Source organism: Mesorhizobium sp. M1428 (genome assembly GCF_040317515.1).
Taxonomy (GTDB): domain Bacteria; phylum Pseudomonadota; class Alphaproteobacteria; order Rhizobiales; family Rhizobiaceae; genus Mesorhizobium.
Genome location: NZ_JAMYKT010000005.1, coordinates 239,401 through 264,663, shown reverse-complemented (window position 1 = coordinate 264,663; position 25,263 = coordinate 239,401). Strand labels below are relative to the sequence as shown.

The 25,263-nt window shown below is 62.1% G+C and carries 27 protein-coding genes; 12 read left to right on the top strand and 15 right to left on the bottom strand.

Going from position 1 to position 25,263, the window contains the following annotated elements; translation table 11 throughout:
- The first annotated feature begins 152 nt into the window (after positions 1 to 152).
- Positions 153 to 419 carry a hypothetical protein gene (locus NKG60_RS10160; protein WP_352491603.1) on the top strand — a complete coding sequence of 89 codons (267 nt, stop codon included), beginning with the start codon at positions 153 to 155 and terminating at the stop codon, positions 417 to 419.
- A 63-nt stretch (positions 420 to 482) separates the two neighbouring features.
- Here the strand turns inward: NKG60_RS10160 and NKG60_RS10155 are convergent, their stop codons facing one another.
- The 4 genes from NKG60_RS10155 to NKG60_RS10140 all read right to left on the bottom strand — a co-directional run bounded on the left by NKG60_RS10155 (position 483) and on the right by NKG60_RS10140 (position 4,264).
- Positions 483 to 1,037 carry a hypothetical protein gene (locus NKG60_RS10155; RefSeq protein ID WP_352666495.1) on the bottom strand — a complete coding sequence of 185 codons (555 nt, stop codon included), beginning with the start codon at positions 1,035 to 1,037 and terminating at the stop codon, positions 483 to 485.
- An 87-nt stretch (positions 1,038 to 1,124) separates the two neighbouring features.
- Positions 1,125 to 2,219, bottom strand: coding sequence for a YcjF family protein (locus tag NKG60_RS10150; RefSeq protein WP_352666497.1), 1,095 nt, complete (start codon positions 2,217 to 2,219; stop codon positions 1,125 to 1,127).
- A complete protein-coding gene (locus NKG60_RS10145) occupies positions 2,216 to 3,694 on the bottom strand; it encodes a YcjX family GTP-binding protein (protein WP_352666499.1) in 1,479 nt (492 codons plus the stop codon). The genes NKG60_RS10150 and NKG60_RS10145 overlap by 4 nt, the downstream gene beginning before the upstream one ends.
- A 63-nt stretch (positions 3,695 to 3,757) precedes the next feature.
- The gene (locus NKG60_RS10140; protein WP_352666501.1) at positions 3,758 to 4,264 is read right to left on the bottom strand and encodes a SixA phosphatase family protein; all 507 of its coding nucleotides are present in this window, start codon (positions 4,262 to 4,264) and stop codon (positions 3,758 to 3,760) included.
- A 260-nt stretch (positions 4,265 to 4,524) separates the two neighbouring features.
- Between NKG60_RS10140 and dksA the strand changes: the two genes are divergently transcribed.
- Complete coding sequence (gene dksA, locus NKG60_RS10135) at positions 4,525 to 4,941, top strand: RNA polymerase-binding protein DksA (protein ID WP_023674847.1); 417 nt, start codon at positions 4,525 to 4,527, stop codon at positions 4,939 to 4,941.
- A gap of 82 nt (positions 4,942 to 5,023) precedes the next feature.
- Here the strand turns inward: dksA and NKG60_RS10130 are convergent, their stop codons facing one another.
- Positions 5,024 to 5,776, bottom strand: coding sequence for a hypothetical protein (locus NKG60_RS10130; protein ID WP_352666503.1), 753 nt, complete (start codon positions 5,774 to 5,776; stop codon positions 5,024 to 5,026).
- A 202-nt stretch (positions 5,777 to 5,978) separates the two neighbouring features.
- Here NKG60_RS10130 and cckA point away from each other — a divergent pair, with 202 nt between their 5' ends.
- Complete coding sequence (gene cckA / locus NKG60_RS10125; RefSeq protein ID WP_352666504.1) at positions 5,979 to 8,552, top strand: cell cycle histidine kinase CckA; 2,574 nt, start codon at positions 5,979 to 5,981, stop codon at positions 8,550 to 8,552.
- An 83-nt stretch (positions 8,553 to 8,635) separates the two neighbouring features.
- Complete coding sequence (locus NKG60_RS10120) at positions 8,636 to 9,346, top strand: purine-nucleoside phosphorylase (RefSeq protein WP_352666506.1); 711 nt, start codon at positions 8,636 to 8,638, stop codon at positions 9,344 to 9,346.
- 50 nt (positions 9,347 to 9,396) lie between these two features.
- Here the strand turns inward: NKG60_RS10120 and NKG60_RS10115 are convergent, their stop codons facing one another.
- Complete coding sequence (locus tag NKG60_RS10115) at positions 9,397 to 9,792, bottom strand: hypothetical protein (RefSeq protein ID WP_352666508.1); 396 nt, start codon at positions 9,790 to 9,792, stop codon at positions 9,397 to 9,399.
- A 300-nt stretch (positions 9,793 to 10,092) separates the two neighbouring features.
- Between NKG60_RS10115 and urtA the strand changes: the two genes are divergently transcribed.
- From urtA to NKG60_RS10085, 6 genes are all read left to right on the top strand, one after another.
- Positions 10,093 to 11,403 (top strand): urea ABC transporter substrate-binding protein, encoded by a 1,311-nt coding sequence (gene urtA, locus NKG60_RS10110; RefSeq protein ID WP_376704326.1) that lies wholly within the window; start codon positions 10,093 to 10,095, stop codon positions 11,401 to 11,403.
- Positions 11,404 to 11,503: 100 nt separating this feature from the next.
- Positions 11,504 to 13,120, top strand: a complete 1,617-nt coding sequence (gene urtB / locus NKG60_RS10105) for an urea ABC transporter permease subunit UrtB (RefSeq protein WP_352864999.1) — start codon at positions 11,504 to 11,506, stop codon at positions 13,118 to 13,120.
- Positions 13,117 to 14,349 (top strand): urea ABC transporter permease subunit UrtC, encoded by a 1,233-nt coding sequence (urtC, locus tag NKG60_RS10100; protein ID WP_352666511.1) that lies wholly within the window; start codon positions 13,117 to 13,119, stop codon positions 14,347 to 14,349. Before urtB ends, urtC begins: the two co-directional genes overlap by 4 nt.
- Positions 14,350 to 14,356: 7 nt before the next feature.
- Positions 14,357 to 15,103: an urea ABC transporter ATP-binding protein UrtD gene (gene urtD / locus NKG60_RS10095; protein WP_352666513.1), complete on the top strand. Its 747-nt coding sequence runs from the start codon at positions 14,357 to 14,359 to the stop codon at positions 15,101 to 15,103.
- Positions 15,104 to 15,173: 70 nt separating this feature from the next.
- Positions 15,174 to 15,869 (top strand): urea ABC transporter ATP-binding subunit UrtE, encoded by a 696-nt coding sequence (gene urtE, locus NKG60_RS10090; RefSeq protein WP_352491592.1) that lies wholly within the window; start codon positions 15,174 to 15,176, stop codon positions 15,867 to 15,869.
- 217 nt (positions 15,870 to 16,086) lie between these two features.
- Complete coding sequence (locus tag NKG60_RS10085) at positions 16,087 to 16,287, top strand: hypothetical protein (RefSeq protein WP_352666514.1); 201 nt, start codon at positions 16,087 to 16,089, stop codon at positions 16,285 to 16,287.
- Between the two features lie 46 nt (positions 16,288 to 16,333).
- On the opposite strand, the gene NKG60_RS10080 is transcribed toward NKG60_RS10085, so the two are convergent.
- The 9 genes from NKG60_RS10080 to NKG60_RS10040 form a co-directional block, all read right to left on the bottom strand.
- Positions 16,334 to 17,140 carry a DUF72 domain-containing protein gene (locus tag NKG60_RS10080; protein ID WP_352666515.1) on the bottom strand — a complete coding sequence of 269 codons (807 nt, stop codon included), beginning with the start codon at positions 17,138 to 17,140 and terminating at the stop codon, positions 16,334 to 16,336.
- A gap of 28 nt (positions 17,141 to 17,168) precedes the next feature.
- Positions 17,169 to 17,639 (bottom strand): GNAT family N-acetyltransferase, encoded by a 471-nt coding sequence (locus NKG60_RS10075; RefSeq protein WP_352864994.1) that lies wholly within the window; start codon positions 17,637 to 17,639, stop codon positions 17,169 to 17,171.
- The gene (locus tag NKG60_RS10070; protein ID WP_352666519.1) at positions 17,636 to 18,046 is read right to left on the bottom strand and encodes a DUF302 domain-containing protein; all 411 of its coding nucleotides are present in this window, start codon (positions 18,044 to 18,046) and stop codon (positions 17,636 to 17,638) included. The genes NKG60_RS10075 and NKG60_RS10070 overlap by 4 nt, the downstream gene beginning before the upstream one ends.
- The gene (gene uvrA / locus NKG60_RS10065) at positions 18,046 to 20,967 is read right to left on the bottom strand and encodes an excinuclease ABC subunit UvrA (RefSeq protein ID WP_352666520.1); all 2,922 of its coding nucleotides are present in this window, start codon (positions 20,965 to 20,967) and stop codon (positions 18,046 to 18,048) included. The genes NKG60_RS10070 and uvrA overlap by 1 nt, the downstream gene beginning before the upstream one ends.
- Positions 20,968 to 21,667: 700 nt before the next feature.
- The gene (locus NKG60_RS10060; protein ID WP_352666522.1) at positions 21,668 to 21,964 is read right to left on the bottom strand and encodes a hypothetical protein; all 297 of its coding nucleotides are present in this window, start codon (positions 21,962 to 21,964) and stop codon (positions 21,668 to 21,670) included.
- 87 nt (positions 21,965 to 22,051) lie between these two features.
- Positions 22,052 to 22,657 carry an ATP-dependent Clp protease proteolytic subunit gene (locus tag NKG60_RS10055; RefSeq protein ID WP_254817374.1) on the bottom strand — a complete coding sequence of 202 codons (606 nt, stop codon included), beginning with the start codon at positions 22,655 to 22,657 and terminating at the stop codon, positions 22,052 to 22,054.
- 26 nt (positions 22,658 to 22,683) lie between these two features.
- The gene (locus tag NKG60_RS10050) at positions 22,684 to 23,208 is read right to left on the bottom strand and encodes an SRPBCC family protein (RefSeq protein ID WP_352666524.1); all 525 of its coding nucleotides are present in this window, start codon (positions 23,206 to 23,208) and stop codon (positions 22,684 to 22,686) included.
- On the bottom strand, positions 23,205 to 23,519 hold the full coding sequence (locus NKG60_RS10045; RefSeq protein WP_352666526.1) for an ArsR/SmtB family transcription factor: 315 nt from the start codon (positions 23,517 to 23,519) through the stop codon (positions 23,205 to 23,207). The genes NKG60_RS10050 and NKG60_RS10045 overlap by 4 nt, the downstream gene beginning before the upstream one ends.
- Before the next feature lie 82 nt (positions 23,520 to 23,601).
- Positions 23,602 to 23,991, bottom strand: a complete 390-nt coding sequence (locus NKG60_RS10040) for a cupin domain-containing protein (RefSeq protein ID WP_352666528.1) — start codon at positions 23,989 to 23,991, stop codon at positions 23,602 to 23,604.
- Positions 23,992 to 24,200: 209 nt separating this feature from the next.
- On the opposite strand from NKG60_RS10040, the gene NKG60_RS10035 reads away from it, so the two are divergent.
- A complete protein-coding gene (locus NKG60_RS10035; protein WP_352448761.1) occupies positions 24,201 to 24,713 on the top strand; it encodes a single-stranded DNA-binding protein in 513 nt (170 codons plus the stop codon).
- Positions 24,714 to 24,836: 123 nt separating this feature from the next.
- Positions 24,837 to 25,262: an OsmC family protein gene (locus tag NKG60_RS10030; RefSeq protein WP_352666530.1), complete on the top strand. Its 426-nt coding sequence runs from the start codon at positions 24,837 to 24,839 to the stop codon at positions 25,260 to 25,262.
- The last annotated feature ends 1 nt before the right edge of the window (position 25,263 follow it).

Here is a 25,263-nt window from a genome sequence, read left to right as displayed (position 1 = left end):
ATTGTGAAGGCGATATTGCAGGCGCACTGCACAGGATAATGGAGTGCCTGGCGTTGCTTGTTTCAGCGATCCGGCGCTAAGGACGCCCGGCTTCGGCCAGTGGAGGGTGAGCGACGATTAGGTCGCGGCCCTTTTTTGAGGAGATGACTGACATGAAGACGTTTTTGCTGGTTGCCGTTGGCATCGCGGCGCTTGCCGGCTCTGCCTGTTCGAAGGCACCCGAGTGCACGACCGAGATGCTGACCAAGAAGGCCCAGGACATGACTGCGGCACTTCAGGCTGCAATTACCAAGGATCCGGCCAAGGCAGCCGACCTCACGGCCAAGGTCCAGGCGGTCACAACCAAATATCAGGGCGGCACGACAGCGGCCGAGGCCTGCAAGGCCTACGACGACGTGATTGCCGCGATCAAGGGCTGAGCGCCCATTTGCATGTTAAAGAAGGCGGCGCCGTTTGGTTGCCGCCTTTTCTCACGCTGAAAGTCAGTTCGGAGTTATGGAGCCGACCTCGACTGCATCGATCCGCTTCAGCTTCATGCCGATGACCGGGACCAACTGCTGGTCGACGCGCACGGCGACGGTCACCGTCATCGAATTGTCGTCGGGGACAAGCGCCTGCATAACGCCGCGCAACTGATTGCGATTTATGGTGAAAACCACCTTGTGCGAATCGACGACATTGCCACCGATAATGTCGAGGCCGGAGCCGGCGGCCCCGCCCATAAAGCTGCCTTTGTATCCCTGCCGGCCCTTGTGTTCGATCGTTGCCGACATCTGCTGGGTGAACATGCCTACCCGGCAGCCGCCGTCGAGCGACATGCCGACCTTGCCGTCAGGCGTCGAGCCGATGAAGCTGCAGGTGAATTTCGTGCCCTTGTATTTGCCGGCAACGATTTCCCCGGGGCCGACCCATTTGCCTTCGACCGATCGAAAGAACTGCTTGTCCGGTTCCGCCGCCGAGGTCTTTCCGGCAATGCCGACGGTTGCGACAAGCGCGAGCGCCACGGGCAGCCCGCTGGACAGAATAACGCTTTTCATCGACGACACCCGGCAACAAAGAGACTGGTTTGGACGCTTCCGACCATGGACAAGATTGGTTAATGCTTTGTCACCCCAAGGCAATAGTCACGTTCCGGAAGCGGATGTTTCTTTTTCTTTCTTTGCTGCAAAGGAGGTCAGCGCGGAGAGGAAATCGCCCAATCCGGGCCGCCTGACTGCGTAAAAGGGCAGGGGCCTTGCGATTTCCATCGCTGCAATGCCGATGCGCGCAGTCATCATGCCATTGACGACGCCTTCGCCGAGCTTGGCCGAGAGCCGGGCGGCAAGGCCGTGGCCAACGATCTGCTGGACGAAACTGTCGCCGACTGCGATCGATCCGGTGACCGCGAGATGGGCGAGAACGCTGCGCGCCAGGCGAAAAAAGCCAAGCGTGCCGGGGCGGCCGCCATAAAGCTCCGACAGCCGGCGAATCAACCGGCCGGCTTCGAACACCACATAAGCGACGTCGACCAGCGCGCGGGGGCTGACCGCGGTCACGAGGGAGACGCGCTTCGCCGCTTCGAGGATCATCACCCTGGCGCGGGCATCGAGCGGGCCGAGGATCTCGGTCTCCGCCAGGCGCACCAGATTGCCGCCGTCGATGATCTCGCCGCGCAATTCGGCCAGCGAGCGCCTGCCGGCCGCGGTTTCAGGCTTGGCCGAGACAAAGACCGACAACTCGTCGACCACGGCGCGGGCGGCCTTCGGATCGTCACGGGCAATCGCATCCAGCGCCCGCTTCTGCAACTTTTCGACCTCGGCAAGGCGGGCAATCGCCATGAATTCGCGCACGAGGATGATCAGAAGCGCCAGGATGGCGATCGCGGCCATACCGGCAGCCAGCCAGCCCAGCCACTCGGCGCGCTCGAACAGGTCGCGAATCAGCTGGTCGGTCCAGAGGCCGACAGTGAGCGAAGCCAGAACGCCAAGCGCGCCGAAGAACAGGCTGCCAAGCAGCGAACGTTTTCGCGGCGCAATCGCCGGCGGCGGTTCGGCAGCGACGATATCAGGCTCGTCGAAGACGTCGATCTCCGCCGGTGTGACCACGGCTAGATCCGCCTTCACAGTACGCGGCTTTCGCGCCGGCGCGGCCTCGGACGCAGCATGGCGAGCCGTCGGATCTTCCTTTTGCTGGGCCTCCGGCTCGATGCGAAAGGCCGCCGGTCTGCGGGGCGCACTCATGCGAGATGATCTCCAATCAGGAACTGCAGCGCGCGGTCGAGCCTGATATGTGGCAGCGAGAGCGTGACGCCCTCGGCGGTGCGCTCGAGTTTCGGCGGGCGAAAGCGCACGAAGCGGATCGCGGGGTCGTCATTGTTCTGCCGGCGGGCCGATTCGGAAACGTCGAACACCGCATCAGCTTTCTCCGGCAAGTCACCGGGAAATATGGCTGTTTCGGTCTTTCCGTCAAAGGTTTCGCCATTGATTTTTTCGCCACGCAATGGCGTACCGATAATGACCGGCAAAGTCTCGCGGCCCTGCTTGACCGTGCCTTCACGGGTCGCGCGCATGGCCGCCATGGCCACGACGTCGACGTCGGCGCCGGTGAAATTCGCCCGCGCCACGGCGCGGTCGGCTAGTCGCCGCACGATCGCCTGCAGGCGGTCGTGGCTTTCGTGGTGCAGATGGTCGGCCTTGGTCGCGGCCACTAATATGCGGTCGATGCGCCTCGAAAACAGGTCGGTCAGGAAGTTGCCCCGGCCGGGCCGAAAACAGGACAGGATTTCGGTGACTGCGCGTTCCAGATCGGCCATCGCGCCGGGGCCGGCATTCAATGCCTGCAAGGCGTCGATGAGCACGATCTGCCGGTCGAGACGCGTGATGTGTTCGCGAAAGAACGGTTTGACGACATGCGTCTTGTAAGCCTCGTAGCGCCGCTCCATCATAGCCTGCAGCGATCCCGAGCGGGCGCGCCGGCCGCCCAGATTCGTGAGCGGCGCGAAGGTGAGAGCTGGAGAGCCTTCAAGATCGCCGGGCATCAGGAAGCGGCCGGGCGGCAAGGTCGAAAGCGCCCGCTCGTCGAGCTTGCAGGCCTTGAGATAGGCGGCGAAGCTCTCGGCGAGACGGCGCGCCGTCATCTCGTCGGCGTCGGCGCTGGGGTCGACCGGATTGGAGAGCGCCCGCCATTCCCGCGAAAGATCGACACGCACCGGCAACACGGCCATCTCGAAAGCCTCACGCGAAAAATCGGCGTAGGACTTGCCGAGCAGTGGCAGGTCGAGCAGCCATTCGCCGGGATAATCGACGATGTCGACCGACAATTTTCCGGCGGAAAACATGCGGCTCCAGCCAGAGGCCGATTCGTATTCGATGGTGAGCCTCAACTCGGAAATCGCACGCGTCGAATCCGGCCAGACGCGATCGTCGACAAGAGCCGCGATGTGATCCTCGTATTGAAAGCGTGGTACGGCGTCGTCCGGCTGCTCTTCCAGAAAAGCGCGGGCGATGCGCCCCGATTTTTGTGCCTCAAACAGCGGCAAGCGTCCGCCATGGACCAGATTGTGCACAAGGGCCGAGATGAATACCGTCTTACCGGCGCGGGACAGCCCGGTCACGCCAAGACGCAGCGACGGAGCGAAAAGCCCCGCAGCGCGGCCTGACAACGTATCCAAGGCAATCTTCGCCTCGTCGGTGAAAGTCGTCAGCGATGATGCCAAAATCTGTTCTCGCGGGCCGGTCAGGACCCGATATAGGCTTTGATGCGCGGCTTTGAAATGGCCTCAGATATCGGCAGGCGTCAGGAAGGCTTCGAGATAGCCGGCGCCCGGCGCAGCCTCGGCAAGACTGCCGTTGAACCGGACCACCGCAAGTGCGGAGGTCGGGAAGCCGTGGTTCAGCATGGCCCGCGCGGTCTCGTCGCCGTCGCCTGAGAGCGCCATGGCGAGATCCTCAATCATCGGATTGTGGCCGATGACGAGCAGGGCATCCAGCCCGCCATTCTGCCGGGTGGCAGCGAGGTACGCGGCGGCATCGTCGTTGTAAAGCGCGTCAAGGAACAGCACCCGGCGGCCCTTGTCGGTGTGGCCAGCCAAGCCTTCCAGCGTCTGGCGGGCACGCCTGGCGCTTGAGCAAAGCGTGAGGGCCGGTGCGTATTTGCGGGAACGCATCAGCACGCCCATCGCTTCGGCATCGGCGAAGCCGGATGGATCGAGCGGGCGGTCGAAGTCAGCCACGCCAGGCAGCGCCCAGCCGGCCTTCGAATGCCTCAGCAGGTAAAGTCTGGTCACCGGATCCCCGTTGTGCCGGGCACCGAACCCGTCAGCACGCCGCAGGATTTGTCATCAGAAGAGCTCCGTGCGCAATGGCAAGCGCCCCTCAAGCATAGCGAATCATGTACGGATTCGGTCGTATTCTTTGCAAAAAGGGCATCGCAGATGCTGGTTTGTCCGGGACTAACAATTGCGTGAAACTGTCGTCGATTGACCTTGTGCAGCTTTCGGTCCGCGAATATATAGGCGCCAAATTTGGGGTTTGTTGGGTGAGTCGAATGAACGACATCGTTACCGCCGATTACGTGCCCTCCGAAGACGAGCCGTTCATGAACGAGCGGCAGAAATCCTACTTTCGCATGAAGCTCGTCACCTGGAAGAACGACATCTTGCGCGAAGCGCGCGAAACTCTCGAAATCCTGCAGCAGGAAAACGCCAACCACCCCGACCTCGCCGATCGCGCCTCCTCGGAAACCGACCGCGCCATCGAACTTCGTGCCCGCGATCGCCAGCGAAAACTCATCTCGAAGATCGATTCCGCCCTCCAGCGCCTTGACGAAGGCACTTACGGTTATTGCGAGGAGACGGGCGAGCCGATCGCGCTGAAACGGCTCGACGCGCGACCGATCGCGACTTTGTCGATCGAGGCGCAGGAGCGCCATGAGCGGCGCGAGAAGGTCTACCGCGACGACTGAGTCGCCGGGAAAGCAGCGGCATCGGTAAAGCGTTCAAAATGGCCGGTTTTCCGGCCATTTTCATTGGCCGTTCGCTATCCGCCTATCTTTTCTGATTGGACAACTCGCCGAGGAGCTTCGTCATCTCGTCGTCGAGAGAGGGCGATGCCTTCGCCACCGGCTTGCTCGGCGTTTGGCTGAAGCGTGGCTCGTCGAGGGAAACCTCCAGCTCCTTCATCAGCGCATCGTCAATCGACTCATGCTGTGCCGGCGGCTCGTATCTTGCCGGGGAGTCCTGTCTTGCCGGCGGCTGCCCATGCCGCGAGGCATTGGCGTTGACGGATCCATAACTTGGCAACGGTGTGACGTTCGATGCCGGTTTCGGCGCCGGCGCCGGCATTGTTGCCGGTATCGTCGCCGTCTGGCGGGCTCGGACGGGGGTTGCGGCCACGCTTGCCGGCTGCGGTGGCGCTTGCCTCACCGGCGCGGCTGTGGTCTGAGCTGGCCTTGCTGCCGGCTGGTGGCTGGTGTCTGCGGTCAATGCCGGGCGGCGCAGCGCCGAGAGCCTGATGTCGCGCTCGACGACGACGTCGGTCGGACCACCGATCAAGAGCAGGTGCTCGATATCGTCGCGGCGCACCAGCACCAGCCGCCGGTGACTGTCGACCGCTGTGGCATCCATGACGGCCAGCCGCGTCTTGCGGTTCCTGCCGCCGGCGACGAATGTTCCGAATGTCAGGCTGCGGACCAGCCTGATGATAAGAAGAATGATGAGCAGAAGGACAAGTACTGCAAACGTCCATAGGATTGCTGCGGCATAACCAGGACCCGCCACGCCATCCAGCCATTGCAGCATTGGTTCCCCCAAAATCAGCTTTCGAAGAGAGGCGACACTAGACTGTTGCGGCAGGCCACCGCAAGTTGCCTTTCACGCTTCGTGAACAGCTTGAACGCCGGAAGCCGAACGGCGTCATTTTTAGCGGACATCTGCAGCCGGGCCTTTTCCCGACCCTGAGAATATGATTCAACCGACACCGGTATTCACGAGCAGGGGGCACATGGCCAAGGAAGCGCGCGGCGATTTCTATCCGGTACCTATCGTCGACCAGAACACGCGACCGGGAGCGGTCACCCGGCTCATCGTTTTCATCGTCGTCCTGACAGGGGCAGCGGTCGTCTTCGGCGTTTTCCGCGAGCGACTTGGCGATCCATTCCTGCTCGGCATGCTTGGCGTGCTGGCGATGATCGGCGTCGGCTTTCTATTCGCCACTGCGATCGGCTTCGTGCACATCACGCCGCGCTCGACAAGCGACGAACTGTCGAAAGCTTTCGTCGATTCGATGTCGCAGGGTCTCCTGGTCACCGACACCAAAGGCCGTATCATCTACGCCAACCGGACCTATGCCGATATGACGGGTGCCGAGTCGGCCGCCGACCTCAAAACAGTCGAAGGTTTGCTTTCAGACGTTCCCGAGGCCTCGGTGACCATATACCGGCTGGCGTCAGGCCTGCGCGACGGCCAGCCGGGCGACGGCGAGTTTCGGCTCGCGCAGTCCATTCGGCCAGGCGCCGAACCGGGCGCCCGCTGGTACCGCGTCCGGGCCCGCGCGTTCAGCGTTCCCGGCCAGCGGCTGCCCATGCTTGCCTGGCAGCTTGCCGATATCTCGCAGGAACGGGCCGAGCAGGAGCGGTTCTTTCTCGACCTGCAAAAGGCCATCGATCATCTCGACCATGCGCCGGCCGGGTTCTTTTCCGCCGACCAGGAAGGCCGCGTCACCTATATCAACGCGACCCTTGCGGAGTGGCTTGGCATCGACCTGGCCAGCTTCACCCCCGGCGCCATCACGCTGCCAGAGATCGTCGCCGGCGACGGCATGGCGCTGGTCCGTTCGGTCAAGGCCGACGCGGGTACCACGCGCAATGCCGTTATTGACCTCGATCTGACGACGATGACCGGCGAGGCGCTGCCGGTGCGCTTCATGCATCGTGTCTCGGCCAGCCGAGAGGGCCTCAACGGCCCGACTCGCACCATCGTGCTCAACCGGACGCAAGGCGAGGACGCTTCGGCCGACCTCCGCGCATCGGAAATACGCTTCACGCGGTTCTTCAACTCGACGCCGATGGCGATAGCCGGCGTCGACCATGCCGGTCGCATCCTGCGCACCAATGCGCCGTTCCTGTCGCTGTTTTCCTCGGTCGTCGACCGCGACGCGGTCGATCGGCGTGTGCGGCTGGATACGGTGATCCACGAGCGCGACCGGCCGGCTTTCGCCGCGGCCTTCGAAAAGGCGCGCCAGCAACAGGCTGACATCGAGCCGATCGATACGGTGCTGCCCGGAAATGAGGAGCGCCACATACGCTTCTACGTCAATGCGGTCGCAGACGGTACCGGTGGCGAGGGCGCCGAGGAATCGGCCATCGTCTATGCCGTGGAGACCACGGAGCAAAAGGCCCTCGAGGGCCAGATGGCGCAGAGCCAGAAGATGCAGGCGGTCGGCCAACTCGCCGGCGGCATCGCGCATGATTTCAACAATGTGCTGACCGCCATCATCATGGCCTCGGACCTGCTGTTGACCAATCACCGGCCGTCCGATCCGTCATTCCCGGACATCATGAACATCAAGCAGAATGCCAACCGGGCGGCCTCGCTGGTACGGCAGTTGCTGGCCTTCTCGCGCAAGCAGACGCTGCGGCCGGAGGTGCTCAACCTGACCGACGTGCTGGCCGATCTCAGAATGCTGCTTGCCCGGCTGGTCGGCAACGACATCAAGCTCAAGATCGACCATGGCCGCGACCTGTGGCCGGTCAGGGTCGATATCGGGCAGTTCGAGCAAGTGGTGGTCAATCTGGCGGTCAATGCGCGCGATGCGATGCCGGCCGGCGGCGACCTCACCGTACGCACCCGCAACGTCAGCGCCGGAGAGTGCAAGACCTTTTCCTACCGCGAACTTACTCCGGCCGACTATGTGCTGGTCGAGGTTGAGGACAGCGGCAGCGGCATCGCGCCTGATGTGCTGAAAAAGATCTTCGAGCCCTTCTTCACGACAAAGGAGGTTGGCAAGGGAACTGGCCTCGGCCTGTCCATGGTCTATGGCATCATCAAGCAGACAGGCGGCTTCATCTTCTGCGATTCCGAAGTCGGCAAGGGATCCGTGTTCCGCATCTTCCTGCCGCGGCACATTGCGGAGGCAAGGAAGGCGGGCGAGGCTGGAGAAGTGCCGGCCGCCCCTGCCAAGATCGCCGACTCAGCCAAGGACCTGTCGGGCTCGGCTACGGTGCTGCTGGTCGAGGACGAGGACGCCGTGCGCATGGGCGGCATGCGGGCGCTGAAGTCGCGCGGCTACACCGTCCACGAGGCGTCGTCGGGCGTCGAGGCGCTTGAAGTCTACGAAGCGCTCGGCGGCAAGGTCGACGTCGTGGTGTCGGACGTGGTGATGCCGGAAATGGATGGCCCGACGCTGCTTGGCGAATTGCGCAAACGGCAGCCCGACATCAAGTTTATCTTCGTGTCCGGCTATGCCGAAGACGCGTTCGCCAAGAACTTGCCGGCCGACGCACATTTCGGCTTCTTGCCGAAGCCGTTTTCGCTCAAGCAATTGGCCACCATTGTAAAGGACATGCTGGAATCCTGACCTTTCCAATGCTCCGCTTGCGCAATGTCGTGAGACTGCCATGATTGCAGGCGAAACGGGCGACGGGTTTTGGAAAGCATGCCGTGACGCCACACAACGAGGCAAGCAAGGGCGACTACGCAAGCACGGTGCTGCTGCCGGGCGATCCGCAGCGCGCTGAATGGATGGCGCAGACTTTTCTGGAAGCGCCGCGCTGCGTCAACCACCGCCGCGGCGCGCTCGGCTTTACCGGGTTGTTTCGCGGCAAACCTGTCAGCATCCAGTCCACCGGCATCGGCGTCCCTTCGTTCCTGGTCTATGTGCATGAGCTGCTGGACTCTTATGGTGCGAAAACGTTGATCCGCACTGGTACCTGCGGTGGCCTGACCGCCGAGATGGCGCTGCGCAGCCTGGTGATCGCACAATCGGTGCGCGGCGAAAATGCCGAGAGCGGCCAGGTTTTTGGGCTCTATCGTGCCGATGCCGGCCCCGATCCGGCATTGTTGGCCCAGGCGTTGGCCCGGGCTGCTGAACTCGGCATCGACTATTGCGCCGGGCTGACCATCTGCAGCGACATTTTCTATCATCCGCAGGGGCGCGAACGTTTTGCCGAAGCGCAGGCCCAGGGCGCGCTCGCCGTGGATATGGAAACCAGCGCGCTCTACCGCATTGCGGCCGATTTCGGTGCCCGGGCGCTGTCGGTCCTGACCGTCGTCGATAACGTGGCAACCGGCGAGCAAACCGACTATTCCGAACGCCAGGGGCTTTTCACCGATATGACCCGGCTGGCGCTCGACCTGGCGGCGGAGAGCTAGGCGGCTTTCTGCTTCGGGGTACGAAACCTCGCCCGGTTCCGTACTCTTTTTCAACGCTTCGTGCAGGTCGAGGCGGTAAAGGCGCCGTCTGGCTGCTTCATGATGATGTCGAAGGACGGGGTAGTTCCGCTTTCCAGCGTCGCCTGCGTAAGCGAGATCGAGTTGCCGCCACTGGTGTAGCCGCCCAGCGGACCTAGCCAGGTGATCACGCCGTCTGCATCCATCTGGTAATTGTAGCTTTGCGGCGCGATGCCGAAGCTCACCGGACCGCTATAGACGTTTCCCTTGATGGTGATGTCGCCGAGGCTGAGGAACATGCCAAGCAGATAGACTTCGCAATGATAGGAGCCGTCCGGCAGCTTGCCGTCGCTGAAGCCGGCGCGCGCTACGGTCGTCGTCGCCAGCAGAAGAATGGCGGTGAAAGTGCAAGAAGTTCTGAAGGCCATGGCGTCGCTCGCTTAAGGGTTCGAACTTGCCTCATTTCGCTGCGGCGCTGCAATCCTCGCCAGCGCTCATATGATGCTGCTCAAAATTCGGGCATTGGCCTGTATGTGAGTAAAACTTAGGCTGATATGGGTGATCCTTTCTCGTTTCGAACATGGCAGGCGAGGTTCATCTCCTGCGGCTAATACTTAACCGACTGACAGAGCTGGGAAATCTCAAATCCTCCGAGCTTGCTCCCGTGATTGGCACAGCCGTTGCATGGTCTGTTCCGATGCAGTTAACCAGCTTGGGAGTTTAAAAGTATGAGGGGCAGTTTCTCGACAATAGCAAAAATGTTTTCGGCCGGCGTGGTCACCGCCGGCCTGCTGATGAGCGTTCCCGCCAAGGCGGCCGACGACACCATCAAGGTCGGCATCCTCCATTCGCTGTCGGGAACCATGGCGATCTCGGAGACGACCCTGAAGGACGCCATGCTGATGCTCATCGAAGAGCAGAATGCCAAGGGTGGCCTGCTCGGCAAGAAGCTCGAGGCGGTGGTCGTCGATCCGGCTTCGAACTGGCCGCTGTTCGCCGAAAAGGCGCGCGAGCTGATCTCGAAGGACAAGGTCGCGGCGGTGTTCGGCTGCTGGACCTCGGTGTCGCGCAAGTCGGTACTTCCGGTGTTCAGCGAACTCGACAACATCCTGTTCTACCCGGTCCAGTATGAGGGCGAGGAAAGCGAGCGCAATGTGTTCTACACCGGTGCGGCGCCGAACCAGCAGGCCATTCCGGCCGTCGATTATCTGATGAGCGAGGATGGCGGTTCGGTGAAGCGCTGGGTGCTCGAAGGCACCGACTACGTCTACCCGCGCACCACCAACAAGATCCTCGAGGCTTATCTGAAAGCAAAGGGCGTTGCTGCGGAAGACATCATGGTCAACTACACGCCGTTCGGCTTTTCCGACTGGCAGACCGAAGTCTCGGCGATCAAGAAGTTCGGCTCGGCCGGCAAGAAGACCGCTGTCGTCTCGACCGTCAACGGCGACGCCAACGTGCCGTTCTATAAGGAGCTCGGCAACCAGGGCATCAAGGCCGAGGACATCCCGGTCATGGCCTTCTCGGTCGGCGAGGAAGAGCTTGCCGGTCTCGACACCGCGCCGCTGGTCGGCCATCTCGCCGCCTGGAACTATTTCGAAAGCGTCGATACGCCCGAGAACGAGAAGTTCATCGCCGACTGGCACAAGTTCATCAAGAACGACAAGCGCACCACCAACGATCCGATGGAAGCCCACTATATCGGCTTCAACATGTGGGTGAAGGCGGTCGAGAAGGCCGGTACCACCGATCCGGACAAGGTCATCGACGCCATGGTCGGCGTCTCGGTGCCGAACCTGACCGGCGGCTATTCGACCATGATGCCGAACCATCATATCACCAAGCCGGTGCTGATCGGCGAAATCCAGGCCGACGGCCAGTTCGAAACCGTCTCACAGACGCCGGGCCTCGTGATGGGCGACGAGTGGTCCGACTACCTGCCTGACTCCAAGGACCTGATCTCCGATTGGCGCGCGCCTCTGTCCTGCGGCAACTTCAACGTTGCCACCGGCAAATGCGGCGGCAAGGGAACCAACTGATCCTCCCGGTCTGTCCTCCCAGACCCGCAAGCCTCTGGGCAGGCTCCTCCTCCAGCCTGCCCGGAGGCGACATTCAACCTTCAACAGCCACCAGAAACCAATGATCCTGATCCGCGCGATTGGCCTGATGCTGCTGCTCCTCCTGGGGACGCTGGCGCCGTCGAACGCCAGCGAGGCAGATTTGCGCGCCGTCGTCGCCAAATTCGCCACCACCGCCAATTTTCCGGCGATCGAAGCCGTGGTGCGCGAGCTTGCGGCATCCGGCGATCCAGCCGTAGAACGGCCGCTTGCCGCGCTTGCGGAGGGCAGCCTTTACGTCCGCAAGGCCGATTCACTGGTCTTTGTCGGCAAGGAGAGCGGCGGCGGCATCGAGCTGCTCGATGCGCTCACCGGCGAAAGATCGGGCGAAGTTGCCAAGGCCGACATCACCAAGATTAAGGTCAACAATACGCTGCGCCGCGTCATTCGCGATGCATTGGGCACGCTGACGCTTGGCTCCAAGGACCCGGCCGTGCGCATTGCCGCCGCCGACACCATGTTCAAGACGCCGGACGCGGCGAACATCGAGCCGCTCGACACCGCGATCGCCAATGAGAGCGTGGCAAGCGTCAAGGCGCTGCTCGAACAGGCACGCGCCGCCTCGGTTCTCGTTTCAGACAGGCCGGAGGCCGACAAACTGGCGGCGATCGCGCTCATCGGCGCGCGCGGCGACCGCGATGCGGTGTCGCTGCTCACGTCGGTGGAGGCCAATTCCGAAGGTGCGGTGAAGGACGCGGCGACGGCGGCGATCGCCAACATCAATTCGACGCTGGCGCTGTGGGATGCCGGCCAGAATGTCTGGTACGGCATATCGCTCGGATCGGTGCTGCTGCTGGCGGCGATTGGCCTGGCCATCACCTTCGGCGTCATGGGCGTCATCAACATGGCGCATGGCGAGATGGTCATGCTCGGCGCCTACACGACCTTCGTTGTGCAGGAGGTGATCCGCAATTCCTTTCCCGGCCTGTTCGACTGGTCGCTGGTCATTGCCCTGCCGCTGGCCTTCCTGGTGGCGGCGCTCGTCGGCCTTGTCATCGAGCGCGGGCTGATCCGCTACCTCTACGGTCGGCCGCTGGAAACCCTGCTGGCGACGTGGGGGGTCTCGCTGATCCTGCAGCAGGCCGTGCGCACGATCTTCGGGCCGACGAACCAGGAAGTCGGCAATCCGTCATGGATGTCCGGTTCGTTCGATATCGGCCAGCTTGCAGTGACCTGGAACCGGCTCTGGATACTGGTATTCGCGCTCTGCGTGTTCGCGGTGCTGCTTTATGTGATGAAGCGCACGCCCTGGGGCCTGCAGATGCGCGCCGTCACCGCCAACCGCCGCATGGCCGCGTCGATGGGCATCAGGACGCCATGGGTCGATGCGCTGACCTTTGCATTGGGGTCCGGCATAGCTGGCATTGCCGGCGTCGCGCTCAGCCAGATCGACAATGTCTCGCCCAATCTCGGCCGCGGCTACATCATCGACAGCTTCATGGTCGTCGTCTTCGGCGGCGTCGGCAATCTCTGGGGCACGCTGGTCGGTGCCTTCTCCCTTGGCATCGTCAACAAGTTCCTCGAACCCTACGCTGGGGCAGTCCTCGGCAAGATCGTCGTCCTGGTTCTCATCATCCTGTTCATCCAGAAACGCCCGCGCGGCCTGTTCGCGCTCAAGGGCAGGTCGGTGGAAGCATGATCACGGGACGCTTCTTTGCCGCCGGCGCCGACCGCCGCGTCGCCATCACCATCTTCATCCTGCTGGCGGTCGCCATCATCGTGCCGCTGCTCAATCTTGCGGTCTCGCCGACAAGTGCGTTTTACGTGCCGTCCTATATCGTCGCGCTCACCGGCAAATACCTCTGCTACGCGCTGCTCGCCTTGGCGCTCGATCTCGTCTGGGGCTATTGCGGCATCCTCTCGCTCGGCCACGGCGCTTTCTTCGCGCTCGGCGGCTATGCGATGGGCATGTATCTGATGCGCCAGATCGGCTCGCGCGGCGTCTACGGCAATCCGCTGCTGCCGGATTTCATGGTGTTCCTGAACTACAAGGAATTGCCATGGTTCTGGTATGGTTTCGACCATTTCTGGTTCGCGGCGATCATGGTGCTTGCGGTACCTGGCCTGCTCGCCTTCGTCTTCGGCTGGTTCGCCTTCCGCAGCCGCGTTACCGGCGTCTATCTGTCGATCATCACCCAGGCGATGACCTATGCGCTGCTGCTTGCCTTTTTCCGCAACGATATGGGCTTCGGCGGCAATAACGGCCTGACTGATTTCAAGGACATTTTAGGCTTCAACGTGCAGGCCGACATGACACGGTCGGCGCTGTTCGCGGCCAGCGCCGTCATGCTGGCGTTTGCCGTCTTCGTCACCTGGGCAATCGTCGGTTCCAAGTACGGCAAGCTTTTGATGGCGGTGCGCGACGCCGAAAGCCGCACACGCTTCCTCGGATGGCGGGCGGAGAACGTCAAACTGTTCGCATTCACCGTGTCGGCGGTGATGGCCGGCATCGCCGGTGCGCTTTACGTGCCGCAGGTCGGCATCATCAACCCTGGCGAATTCGAGCCGTCCAATTCGATCGAGGTGGTGGTGTGGGCGGCCGTCGGCGGGCGCGGCACCATCGTCGGGCCGATCATCGGCGCGCTTCTGGTCAATGCCGGTAAATCCTGGTTCACCGGTGTGCTGCCGGAATTCTGGCTGTTTGCGCTAGGCGGACTGTTTGTCGCCGTCACGCTGTTCCTGCCCAAGGGCATCATCGGCATGTGGGATTCCTGGCGCGGCAACGCCAAGGCGCTGCGGGCGGCCTCGGTCGCCGAGGAAGCCGGCATCGATCCTGACACGCCGGTGCCGCCGAAAACCGATCGCTCGGCGGCGAGAAGGCCGGGCGACTGGTCGGCCTCCGGCGCCGAACCGCAGCCGGCGGAGTGATGGCCTGATGTCGAAGAGCAACACCATCCTCTATCTCGACGGCGTGTCGGTTTCCTTCGACGGGTTTCGCGCCATCAACAACCTTTCGCTGGTGCTCGACAAAGGCGAGATGCGGGCGATCATCGGCCCCAACGGCGCCGGAAAGACGACGATGATGGACATCGTCACCGGCAAGACGCGACCCGATGCTGGCGAGGTTTTCTTCGACGGTGAGGTCGACCTGACCAAACACGACGAGGCCGAAATCGCCATGATGGGCATCGGCCGTAAATTCCAGAAGCCGACCGTCTTCGAAAGCCACACGATCGAGGACAATCTGATGCTGGCGCTGAAAGGCCCGCGCTCGATCTTCCCGGCACTGTTCCATCGTCGCTCGGCCGCGGACGTGCGGCAGATCAACGACATTCTCGGCATCATCCGGCTTGGCGACAAGCGTGACGAGCTCGCCGCCAATTTGAGCCACGGCCAAAAGCAATGGCTCGAGATCGGCATGCTTCTGGCGCAGGATCCGAAGCTGCTGCTGGTCGACGAACCGGTTGCCGGCATGACCGACGCCGAGACCGAGGAAACCGCGCGGCTGCTCAGAGACATCGCGCGCGACCATTCGGTCATCGTCGTCGAGCACGACATGCATTTCGTGCGTGAGCTCGGCGCCAAGGTTACCTGCCTGCACGAAGGCTCGGTGCTTTCCGAGGGCAGCCTCGACTTCGTCTCGGCCGACGAACGCGTCGTCGAAGTCTATCTGGGGAGATGAGCATGGTCTGGCGCGTTCCGTTCCATCATTTCGACCTTTCGTTCTTCACGCGTTGGAGAAAGCGCTGACCATGCTCGAAGTTTCCAATGCCACGCTGCACTACGGCGCTGCCCAGGCGCTGCGCGGCGTCTCGCTGAAGGCCGGGGCGGGCAAGATCACCTGCGTGCTCGGCCGCAACGGCGTCGGCAAGACCAGTTTGATGAGATCGATCGTCGGCCATCATCGGCTGACGAGCGGAAGCGTTGCCTTCGAGGGGAAGGCGCTCGACCGGAGCGCGGCGTATGATCGCGCCCGGTCGGGCATCGCATTCGTGCCGCAAGGCAGGGAGATATTTCCGCTGCTTACGGTGCGGGAAAACCTCGAATCAGGTTTTGCGCCGTTGAAGCGCTCCGATCGCAACATTCCCGGTCACGTCTTCGAATTGTTTCCGGTGCTGAAGCAGATGCTCGCGCGCCGCGGCGGCGATCTTTCCGGCGGCCAGCAGCAGCAGCTTGCTATCGGCAGGGCGCTGGTGATGCGGCCGAAGCTGCTGGTGCTCGATGAGCCGACCGAAGGCATCCAGCCGTCGATCATCAAGGATATCGGCCGCGCCGTCCGCTATCTGCGCGACCAGGCCGGTATCGCCGTGCTTTTGGTCGAACAATATCTCGATTTCTGCCGGGAATTGGCCGACGAGGTCAACATCATGGACCGCGGCCAGATCGTCCATACCGGCCCCGCCGAGGATCTCGACCGGGCGGACGTCCGCAAATTCCTGACTGTCTGAATTCTTATTGATTCCATTACTTTGCAACTCTGGCGCGCTGCAGATTGCGTGCTAGATTTTGCTTGGCCTTGGTGAGTCGGCCGCTTTCCGTACCAGTTTCAACTTGGCAGATCAGGGGAAGGCGCGGCTCGCGTCGGCATGCTTGCGCGCAAGCCGTTCCCTTCCAGCGGTCTGTTGTCGTCTAACATTTCGGGTGCTTGGGAGCCAGGGCCAGTCGATGGAGCGCTATGTCGAGGACTACCAGAAACGACGGCTCACGGAGCGCGTCGACATCCTGACAGCCATTAACATTCTGAAATCGCAAGGATATGAACACGACGAACTCATCGCGGAGATCACCAAGGTCTTCTATGTCGATCTTGATGCCTTTAACGAGATCCTCAGGGTTGATCGCCGTCCGGACGAGCGCGCCGCATAGCCGGTAGTTTCGGACCCGGCCAGGCAGACCACCGACAGCGGGGGCGTCAGCCGGCGACCCGCTTCATCAGCGCGATGGCGCCGAATGGAGCGCGGACTTTGCCCTCTGTGATGAAGTAGACGAACACATCGCGTGGCTTGACCGGCGCGTCGGTTGAAGGATCGGCGCGTGACAGGTCGGCCGGCACCTTGCCTTCCGCCCAGGTTTTTGCGCGCGCCGCCCATTCGTCGAGCGCCTTTGGCGTGTAGCAATCGGGATTGTCGTCGCTGCCGGTCTGCAGCCGCGCATAGATGAAATCGCCGGTGACGTCGGCAATCCCCGGATATTTGGCGTGGTCGGCATAGACGATGGCGGCCTTGTGCTTTCGCGCCAAGGCGGCGAACTCCGGCACGACGAAGCTGTCGTTGCGCACCTCGACCGCGTGGCGCAGCGCAACGCCGTCCTGCTTTTCCGGCAACAGCTTGAGGAAGGCCTCGAAGTCGTCCGGGTCGAATCTCTTGGTCGGCGCGAATTGCCACAGGATCGGCCCGAGCTTGTCGCCAAGTGCCGCGACGCCCGACCCGAGGAAGCGCATAATCGATTCCCCGGCCTCGCCGAGCACCCGGCGGTTGGTGACGAAGCGGTTGCCCTTCAGCGAATAGACGAAACCATCCGGCGCCTCGTTGGCCCATTTGACGAAGGTCGGCTCCTTGAAGCTCGAATAATAGGTGCCGTTGACCTCGATAGTGGGCACCTGCCGGCTGGCATAATGCAGTTGCTTGGCCTTCGACAATTTGTCCGGGTAGAAGGACGTGTCCCACGGCTCGAAGGTCCAGCCGCCCATGCCGGCGCGGATTGTTCCTGATTGAGTCATGGTCGTCCTCCCGGTTTGCAGAAAAGGATCACGCGATGGCGGTCGTCTCGATAGCTTTCGCCATGTCGACGACCGTCCATCCCGGCCGATATGGATTGGGCCGGCGACCCGTTTCGCGAAAGCCGTAGGCCTTATACAACGAAACGTTCCGTTCCATTCTGGTATTGGTGTAGAGTCGGATTTCAGGCAAGCTCCACAGGCGCGTCTGTTGCTCGGCCCAGTCGAGCAGCCCGATGCCGAAACCCTTGCCCTGAAAGGCGGGCGCAACGGCGACGCTGAAGATCATTGTATGGTCCGCATGTCGTTCGAGAACGATCAAGCCGGCCGGCTGTCCGTCCTGCTCCGAAAGCCAGACCTCGCCGCGTTCTATGCGCGGCGCATAGTCTTCGGTGACGGGGATCGGCGGCGCTTCGAACAGGGCAGTGTAGGGCGCGTAGGCGTCGGTGGTGAGCGAGATCACCGTGAGGAGATCATCGGCCCGAGCGGCTCTCATGATCAAAACTGGCCCGCGCCGGCAGCGGCCGCAATCACCTTGTCCATGCCGGCCGCTATCGCGGCAACGGCATTGCGACTGCTGTCGCCCAAGCCGTGGCGCTCAGCGAGCCGGTGTGCGTCATTGTAGGAGAGCCAGACCTTGCCTTGCTCGTCCTCCCAGGCCAGTGCCTTGACCGGCAGATCGATACCGGCAAGCTGCCGGTCCTGCATCAGTGGCGTACCGCCTTTCGGATTGCCGAAAATCAGGAGCTGGGTCGGACGCAGGGAAGCTTCGACACTGCGCGCACCAGCGGCGTGATCGATGCGGGCGAAGACCAGCAATCCTGCACGTTCCACAGTCTCGACCAGGCGATCGATGGTTTCGGTCACGCCGAAATGGCTTTCGACCGTGATGAGACCGTTCTTTGCCATCACTCCGCCGCTTCGCGCTTGCCTCCGGGGCGCCGCTCCAGCAATTCCCTCAGGAACTGCCCGGTATAGCTGCGCTTTTCGCGGACGATGTCCTCAGGCGTGCCGGACGCCACCAGCTCGCCGCCGCCGTCACCACCTTCGGGGCCAAGATCGAGAACCCAGTCAGCGGTCTTGATCACCTCTAGATTGTGCTCGATGACGACGACCGTGTTGCCCTGGTCGACCAGCTCGTGCAGCACTTCAAGCAGCTTGGCGACGTCGTGGAAATGCAGGCCGGTGGTTGGCTCATCGAGAATGTAGAGCGTCTTGCCCGTCGCCTTGCGCGACAGTTCCTTGGCAAGCTTGATGCGCTGCGCCTCGCCGCCCGACAAGGTCGTTGCCTGCTGGCCAACATGGATGTAGCCGAGGCCGACCCGTTTCAGCGTCTCCAGCTTGTCGCGCACGCCGGGCACGGCAGCGAAAAAATCGACGCCTTCCTCGACCGTCATGTCGAGAACGTCGGCGATCGACTTGCCCTTGAACAGGACGTCCAGTGTCTCGCGGTTGTAGCGCTTGCCGTGGCAGACGTCGCAGGTAACGTAGACGTCGGGCAGGAAGTGCATCTCGATTTTGATGACGCCGTCGCCCTGGCAGGCCTCGCAGCGGCCGCCCTTGACGTTGAACGAGAAGCGGCCCGGCTGGTAGCCACGCGCCTTGGCCTCCGGCAGGCCGGCGAACCAGTCGCGGATCGGCGTGAAGGCGCCGGTATAGGTGGCGGGATTGGAGCGCGGGGTGCGCCCGATCGGCGACTGGTCGATATCAATGACCTTGTCGAGGAATTCCAGCCCCTCGACGCGGTCGTGCTCGGCCGGATGCTCGCGCGAGCCCATGATACGGCGCGACGCCGCCTTGAACAACGTCTCGATCAGGAAGGTCGACTTGCCGCCGCCGGATACGCCCGTGACGGCGGTAAACGTGCCGAGCGGGATTTCGGCGGTGACGTTCTTCAGATTGTTGCCGCGCGCGCCGACGACCTTCAGCCGGCGGTTCTTCCTGGCCTCACGCCGCGCTGCCGGCGTTGCCACTTCGAGCTCGCCCGACAGATATTTGCCGGTGATCGAAGCGGGCGTCGCCATGATCTGCTGCGGCGTGCCCTGGGCGATGATGTGGCCGCCATGAATGCCGGCGGCCGGGCCGATATCGACGACGTAGTCGGCATGCAGTATGGCGTCCTCGTCGTGCTCGACGACGATCACCGTGTTGCCGATGTCGCGCAGATGCTTCAGCGTATCGAGCAGGCGGGCATTGTCGCGCTGGTGCAGACCGATCGATGGCTCGTCCAGCACGTAAAGCACGCCGGTCAGGCCGGAGCCGATCTGCGAGGCAAGACGGATGCGCTGGCTCTCGCCGCCCGAAAGCGTGCCGGAGTTGCGCGACAGCGTCAGATAATCGAGCCCGACATCGTTGAGGAAGCGCAGCCGCTCGCGGATTTCCTTGAGCACGCGCACCGCGATCTCGTTCTGCTTGTCGTTGAGCGAAGCGGGCAGATCGGTGAACCACTGGTCGGCCTTGCGGATCGACAGCTCGGTGACCTCGCCAATGTGCTTGCCGGCGATCTTGACCGCGAGCGCCTCGGCCTTCAGCCGATAGCCGCGGCACGCCGGGCACGGTGTGGCCGACATGAAGCGCTCGATCTCCTCGCGCATCCAGGCGGATTCGGTTTCTTTCCAGCGGCGCTCGAGATTGGGGATGACGCCCTCGAAGGTTTTCGTCGTCTTGTAGGAGCGCAGGCCGTCATCGTAGTGGAAGGTGATTTCGCGCTCGCCGGTGCCGTGCAGGACGGCTTGCTTTGCCTCGTCGCTCAGATCCTTGAACTTGTCGCCGAGCTTGAAGCCATAGGCAACGCCCAGCGCTTCCAGCGTTTGCGCATAATAGGGCGAGGTCGACTTCGCCCACGGGCTGACGGCGCCGGCGCGCAGCGAGACATTCTCGTCGGGCACGACCAGGCTGGCATCGATGGCGCGCTGGCTGCCGAGCCCGTCGCAGGTCGGGCAGGCGCCGAACGGATTGTTGAAGGAGAACAGCCTGGGCTCGATCTCGGGAATGGTGAAACCGGATACCGGGCAGGCGAACTTTTCCGAGAACAGCATGCGTTCATGCGTCTCGTTCTTCGATTTGTTGACCGAATCCTCGCCGGTCTGGCTGGCGTCGAGCGGCTTGTCGGCAAATTCCGCTACCGCCAGTCCGTCTGCAAGCTTCAGCGCGGTCTCGATGGAATCGGCGAGCCGCGTCGCCAGATCGCCGCGCACGACGATGCGGTCGACGACAACGTCGATGTCATGCTTGTACTTCTTGTCCAAGGCCGGCACGTCGGCGATCTCGTAGAAGACGCCATCGACCTTGACGCGCTGAAACCCCTTCTTCTGCAGCTCCAGCAGTTCCTTGCGGTACTCGCCTTTGCGGCCGCGCACCATCGGCGCCAGGATGAACAGCCGGGTGCCTTCCTCGACTGCAAGCACCCGGTCGACCATCTGCGAAACCGTCTGGCTCTCGATCGGCAGGCCGGTGGCCGGTGAATAGGGTACGCCGACGCGGGCGAACAAAAGCCGCATATAGTCGTAGATCTCGGTGACGGTGCCGACCGTCGAACGTGGGTTCTTCGAGGTGGTCTTCTGCTCGATGGAGATGGCCGGCGACAGGCCGTCGATCTGGTCGACGTCCGGCTTCTGCATCATTTCGAGGAATTGCCGTGCATAGGCCGAAAGGCTCTCGACATAGCGGCGCTGGCCCTCGGCGTAGATGGTGTCGAAGGCAAGCGACGACTTGCCCGACCCCGACAGGCCGGTCATGACGATCAGGCTGTCACGCGGCAGGTCGAGATCGACGTTCTTCAGATTGTGTTCGCGTGCCCCGCGAATGGAGAGATATTTATGGTCGGCCATCGCCGGTCGCCGCCTCAGAATCTGGAATTCGTGGGATGGGCGGGTTTTCCCGACCATCCCCTATGTAGGTAATTTCGCCGCCTTTTCGAGAGACGCCACAACTCTCGACCAAAGCGTTTAACCGCCTTTCGCGCGAACGGGCAAGCGGAAAGAACAAAGGCCGAACACGCTCCTGACAAAAGCTGCCCGTACAGCCGGCTTCACAAAGCGCGTCTCGCGATCACATTTTTCGGTAATCGGCTATTCAAGGTTGACGTCAATGCGTCACGGGGGCAGACTCCAGACGTCAACGAAGCCGGCCGTCTTTCGATGGCCTCGCGGCCTGGGGCTAGCCTGCGAGACGCCGCGGGTTTGCGATGAGCGCTTCGACGACGACAGTCGCAACGAACAGAAGGAGAGCAGAGGCATGACTCCACCGGATAGTTCCTTGAGGCTCCACGTGTCGCTGGAGCCGCGGCAGGTATAAGTGGCCAGGTCAGGCGTTTTGCGCGCTACCTGCCAACGTTGACTTGCCGATCCCCACAACAATCAGAGACTGCTAGTCGGATCGTCGGCTGAACGCCGCGAAGCATCCGAAATGAAAAGCCGGCATGAAACTCCCGGCAATTTGGATTTCAGATCCAAGAAGCCCCGTCAGTTGCACAAGCAATGGCGGGGCTGTTCGTTTGAAGCGCACATTTGTGGTGCATACCAGGCGAACTTACCGGCTGGGGGGCCTGATCCCGCCGGTAGCGACGTCGATGGTTATGCTGCCGGAAATGCGAACGTCGGTATCGCCGATCTTGAACGTGCCGTTGCCGCTGCTTGGAACCGCGTCGTCTGGCTCAGGCTGCGGGGTAGGCTCGGCGATGCGATAGTCGCCGGTCACGCCGGGCAGGGCGCCCTTTTGCGAAGACGTCGAATTATCTTGGGCAAATGCCATGTCCACCAGCATGTTCGTGCCGGCCACGGTAGCGATAGCAAGGCATAACAGGCTGGATGAACGGCTGGCAGTCATCGCCGGAGTATAGTGCCGTGATAGCGGCAAGACCAGACCGATGGCGCTGAAATTGCAGGCGCCCGATCGTCCGCCGGCCCGGCTCGTTCATGCGGCCTGCTTGCGAGTGTCGAAAACATGGTCGACGAGGCCCCAATCCTTGGCCTCCTGCGCAGTCATGAAAAAGTCGCGGTCGAGCGTGCGTTCCACTTCTTCGTAGGTGCGGCCGCAATGGTGGGCGTAAAGATCGGTCATGCGCCGCTTGGTGCGAAGGATGCCCTCGGCATGGCGCTGGATATCGGAGGCTTGGCCCTGGAAGCCGCCGAGAGGCTGATGCAGCACGATGCTGGTGTTGGGTAGCGCGATGCGCCGCCCCGGTGTGCCGGCCATCAAAAGGAACGAGGCCATCGAGGCGGCGAAACCCATACAAACGGTGGAGACCGGGCAGCTGATATACTGCATCGTATCATAGATGGCGAAACCGCTGGTCACCACGCCGCCCGGCGAGTTGATGTAGAGCGAGACCTCCTTGTCGGGATTGTCGGATTCCAGCGACAGAAGCTGGGCGCAGACTAGCGCCGAGGTGCCGTCGTCGATCGGCCCGTTGATGAAGACGATGCGCTCGCGCAGCAGCCGCGAAAATATGTCGAAGGCACGTTCGCCGCGGCTCGACTGCTCGATCACCATCGGAACCAAATTGGCAAGGCCGCTCATTATTTTTCTCCGTAGGCTGATCGTGTTCAGGCCGCGCGCAGAAGGAGGCGCGGGGTGTTTGCGGCGATCTGCTTGTGCCTGGGAGCACGCGCTTCAAACGAGAGTCGGCAACCGGCGCATGCCATCGCGATCTCCGGCACTGCTGCCCGAGCAAAACCATCATGGACGATGCGCAGATGCGTGCCGCCGGAAACGGTGCGGTCGAGGGTAAAGGTGACGATGCTGTCCACTGGGTTGTCGCTCATTGGGCTGTCCAGGGGGCTGCCGGGCGGCACCTGCGTATCGCCGGGCGCCGGCCGCTCCCGCCAGGAATAGCGCAGCAGCCGTCCTGGATCTGCGTCGAGGATTTCGCACTCGATCGGCGCATTCGGCGCTTTAAAGGCAAAGCGGTTGCCGATTTCGGGCTTGATGTCGTTCGGCATCATCCAGGCCGCGAGCAGGTCCGGCACCGTCAGCGCCCTCCACACTTTTTCCGGCGGCTCGGGCAGTTCGCACTCGAACTCGATCTTGTCTGCGGCCATTTCCGCGCGTTCTTTGCCTCGGCTGGTCATTGGTCCATGTCCTTCAACACCGTCTTGAGCCTTTCGATGCGCTCTGGCCAGAACGCACGGTAGCGTTCGATCCAGCCGAGCAGCGGCGCAAGCCCCTTCGGATCGGCGCGGTAATAGGCGTTGCGGCCGGCCCGCCGCTCGATGACGAGGCCGGCGCCGCGCAGCACGGCGAGATGCTGCGATACCGCCGGCTGCGATACCGGCATGTCAGTGCGCAGTTCAGACACCGTCATCTCGCCGTCGGCGAGCCGCTCATAGACGGCGCGACGCGTTGGATCGGCCAGTGCCCGAAAAATGTCTGCTTCGATCATGCTAAAAGCATAAGTCGATACTTATCGGTTTGGCAAGTCGCGTTTCGAGGACAGGCAGTGTTTTTTTACGACGGGCGAGATTTTACAAACGCGTCGGAAGCCAGCGTCTCACCATGTCTGGAGATCCGTTAAATGTCGCCTCGAAAACGGGTGACGCGAGCACGGCACGGATATGAAGCAGTTCGGAGCCGACGTTTCGGAAGCCATGTTGCCTGTGCGCGGCAACAACAAGCGACTGTCCGGCAGTCAAGACGAGATGCTCATCATCGATCCACATCTCGGCCCTGCCGGCGATGACGGTAAGCACTTCCTCGACCGGGTGCCAATGTGTCGGGGCGCCAACCGTGGGTTCGACCCATTGTTCAAATATGCAAAGTTGAGTTGCGCCGTTGCAGGCCGAGACATGCATGCGGGTCTTTACTCCCGTTCGCCATTCTTCTTGCGGCTGATCGTCATGCTCGACCATCTTCATTGAGTTCGCCTCGATCTCAGGGTTCGTGGAAATTCGACGCCAGGACACTACTTGTTACTGACATCTATTGACAGTGCAGGGCCTTTAACCTAGAACGAATAGAGAACAAAAACCTTGTGGGAAAAGGCAGCCACATCAGGCAGGGATTATCCATAGCCTGTAAGGTGCAGCGACAAAATTTTGGTTTCGGATGAGCGCGGAGAAGTGTCATGGCGGGTAGTGTCAACAAGGTCATTCTGGTGGGCAATCTCGGGGCGGACCCTGAAATCCGCCGCCTGAATTCGGGTGACCCGGTCGTCAACATCCGCATCGCGACGTCGGAAAGCTGGCGCGACAAGACATCCGGAGAGCGCAAGGAAAAGACCGAATGGCACAATGTCGTGATCTTCAACGACCAGATCGCCAAGGTGGCCGAGCAGTATCTGAAGAAGGGCATGAAGGTCTATGTCGAGGGCCAGCTGCAGACGCGCAAATGGCAGGACCAGACCGGCAATGACCGCTATACGACCGAAATCGTGTTGCAGAAATTCCGCGGCGAGCTGCAGATGCTCGATGCGCGGGGCGAGGGCGGCGGCCAGGTCGGCAACTATGCCGGTGGTGGTGCGAGCCGCGGTTCCGATTTCGGCCAGTCCGGCCCGGGCGAAAGTTTCAATCGCGGTGGCGCCAACAAGGGCGGCGGCGGTGGTTCGTCGCGCGAGCTGGACGACGAAATTCCGTTCTGATTTCTCGGGGCGGACTGCCCTTGCGGCGAAAAGCGCCGGCATCTTGGCCACGAAATGGCGTCCCGAAAATCTGTCTTGGATTTTCGGGACGTTGTGCGTTTGAGCGGTGAAAGGACGTATCAGTTGAAAGCAAGGGTCAAATGGGTCGAGGAGCGCACTTTCATTGGCGAGTCCGCCAGTGAGCACAAGCTGGTGCTAGGCACTGCGTTTGGGCCGGAGGGCAAGACACCGGGGCCGAGCCCAATGGAACTGGTGCTGATCGGCACCGGCGGCTGCTCGGCCTATGACGTGGTCCATATCCTGGAAAAGGGGCGCGAGGCAGTTGAAGATTGTGTGGTCGAACTCGATGCCGACCGTGCAGAAGCCGATCCCAAGGTGTTCACCCGCATCCACATGCATTTTGTCGTCAAGGGCCGGGCGCTGTCACACGACAAGGTGAAGCGGGCAATCGGGCTTTCGATCGAGAAATACTGCTCGGCCTCGGCAATGATGGCCAAGACTGCCGAGATTACCCACGACTTCGAAGTCATTGAAACGACGGCGAAGTAGG

Excerpts from the sequence above, each read along its gene's own strand:
- NKG60_RS10160 (WP_352491603.1), top strand. The coding sequence starts at position 153 with ATGAAGACGTTTTTGCTGGTTGCCGTTGGCATCGCGGCGCTTGCCGGC.
- NKG60_RS10155 (WP_352666495.1), bottom strand. The coding sequence starts at position 1,037 with ATGAAAAGCGTTATTCTGTCCAGCGGGCTGCCCGTGGCGCTCGCGCTT.
- NKG60_RS10150 (WP_352666497.1), bottom strand. The coding sequence starts at position 2,219 with ATGAGTGCGCCCCGCAGACCGGCGGCCTTTCGCATCGAGCCGGAGGCC.
- dksA (WP_023674847.1), top strand. The coding sequence starts at position 4,525 with ATGAACGACATCGTTACCGCCGATTACGTGCCCTCCGAAGACGAGCCG.
- NKG60_RS10130 (WP_352666503.1), bottom strand. The coding sequence starts at position 5,776 with ATGCTGCAATGGCTGGATGGCGTGGCGGGTCCTGGTTATGCCGCAGCA.
- cckA (WP_352666504.1), top strand. The coding sequence starts at position 5,979 with ATGGCCAAGGAAGCGCGCGGCGATTTCTATCCGGTACCTATCGTCGAC.
- NKG60_RS10115 (WP_352666508.1), bottom strand. The coding sequence starts at position 9,792 with ATGGCCTTCAGAACTTCTTGCACTTTCACCGCCATTCTTCTGCTGGCG.
- urtA (WP_376704326.1), top strand. The coding sequence starts at position 10,093 with ATGAGGGGCAGTTTCTCGACAATAGCAAAAATGTTTTCGGCCGGCGTG.
- urtB (WP_352864999.1), top strand. The coding sequence starts at position 11,504 with ATGATCCTGATCCGCGCGATTGGCCTGATGCTGCTGCTCCTCCTGGGG.
- urtC (WP_352666511.1), top strand. The coding sequence starts at position 13,117 with ATGATCACGGGACGCTTCTTTGCCGCCGGCGCCGACCGCCGCGTCGCC.
- urtD (WP_352666513.1), top strand. The coding sequence starts at position 14,357 with ATGTCGAAGAGCAACACCATCCTCTATCTCGACGGCGTGTCGGTTTCC.
- urtE (WP_352491592.1), top strand. The coding sequence starts at position 15,174 with ATGCTCGAAGTTTCCAATGCCACGCTGCACTACGGCGCTGCCCAGGCG.
- NKG60_RS10085 (WP_352666514.1), top strand. The coding sequence starts at position 16,087 with ATGGAGCGCTATGTCGAGGACTACCAGAAACGACGGCTCACGGAGCGC.
- NKG60_RS10080 (WP_352666515.1), bottom strand. The coding sequence starts at position 17,140 with ATGACTCAATCAGGAACAATCCGCGCCGGCATGGGCGGCTGGACCTTC.
- NKG60_RS10070 (WP_352666519.1), bottom strand. The coding sequence starts at position 18,046 with ATGGCAAAGAACGGTCTCATCACGGTCGAAAGCCATTTCGGCGTGACC.
- uvrA (WP_352666520.1), bottom strand. The coding sequence starts at position 20,967 with ATGGCCGACCATAAATATCTCTCCATTCGCGGGGCACGCGAACACAAT.
- NKG60_RS10060 (WP_352666522.1), bottom strand. The coding sequence starts at position 21,964 with ATGACTGCCAGCCGTTCATCCAGCCTGTTATGCCTTGCTATCGCTACC.
- NKG60_RS10055 (WP_254817374.1), bottom strand. The coding sequence starts at position 22,657 with ATGAGCGGCCTTGCCAATTTGGTTCCGATGGTGATCGAGCAGTCGAGC.
- NKG60_RS10050 (WP_352666524.1), bottom strand. The coding sequence starts at position 23,208 with ATGACCAGCCGAGGCAAAGAACGCGCGGAAATGGCCGCAGACAAGATC.
- NKG60_RS10045 (WP_352666526.1), bottom strand. The coding sequence starts at position 23,519 with ATGATCGAAGCAGACATTTTTCGGGCACTGGCCGATCCAACGCGTCGC.
- NKG60_RS10040 (WP_352666528.1), bottom strand. The coding sequence starts at position 23,991 with ATGAAGATGGTCGAGCATGACGATCAGCCGCAAGAAGAATGGCGAACG.
- NKG60_RS10035 (WP_352448761.1), top strand. The coding sequence starts at position 24,201 with ATGGCGGGTAGTGTCAACAAGGTCATTCTGGTGGGCAATCTCGGGGCG.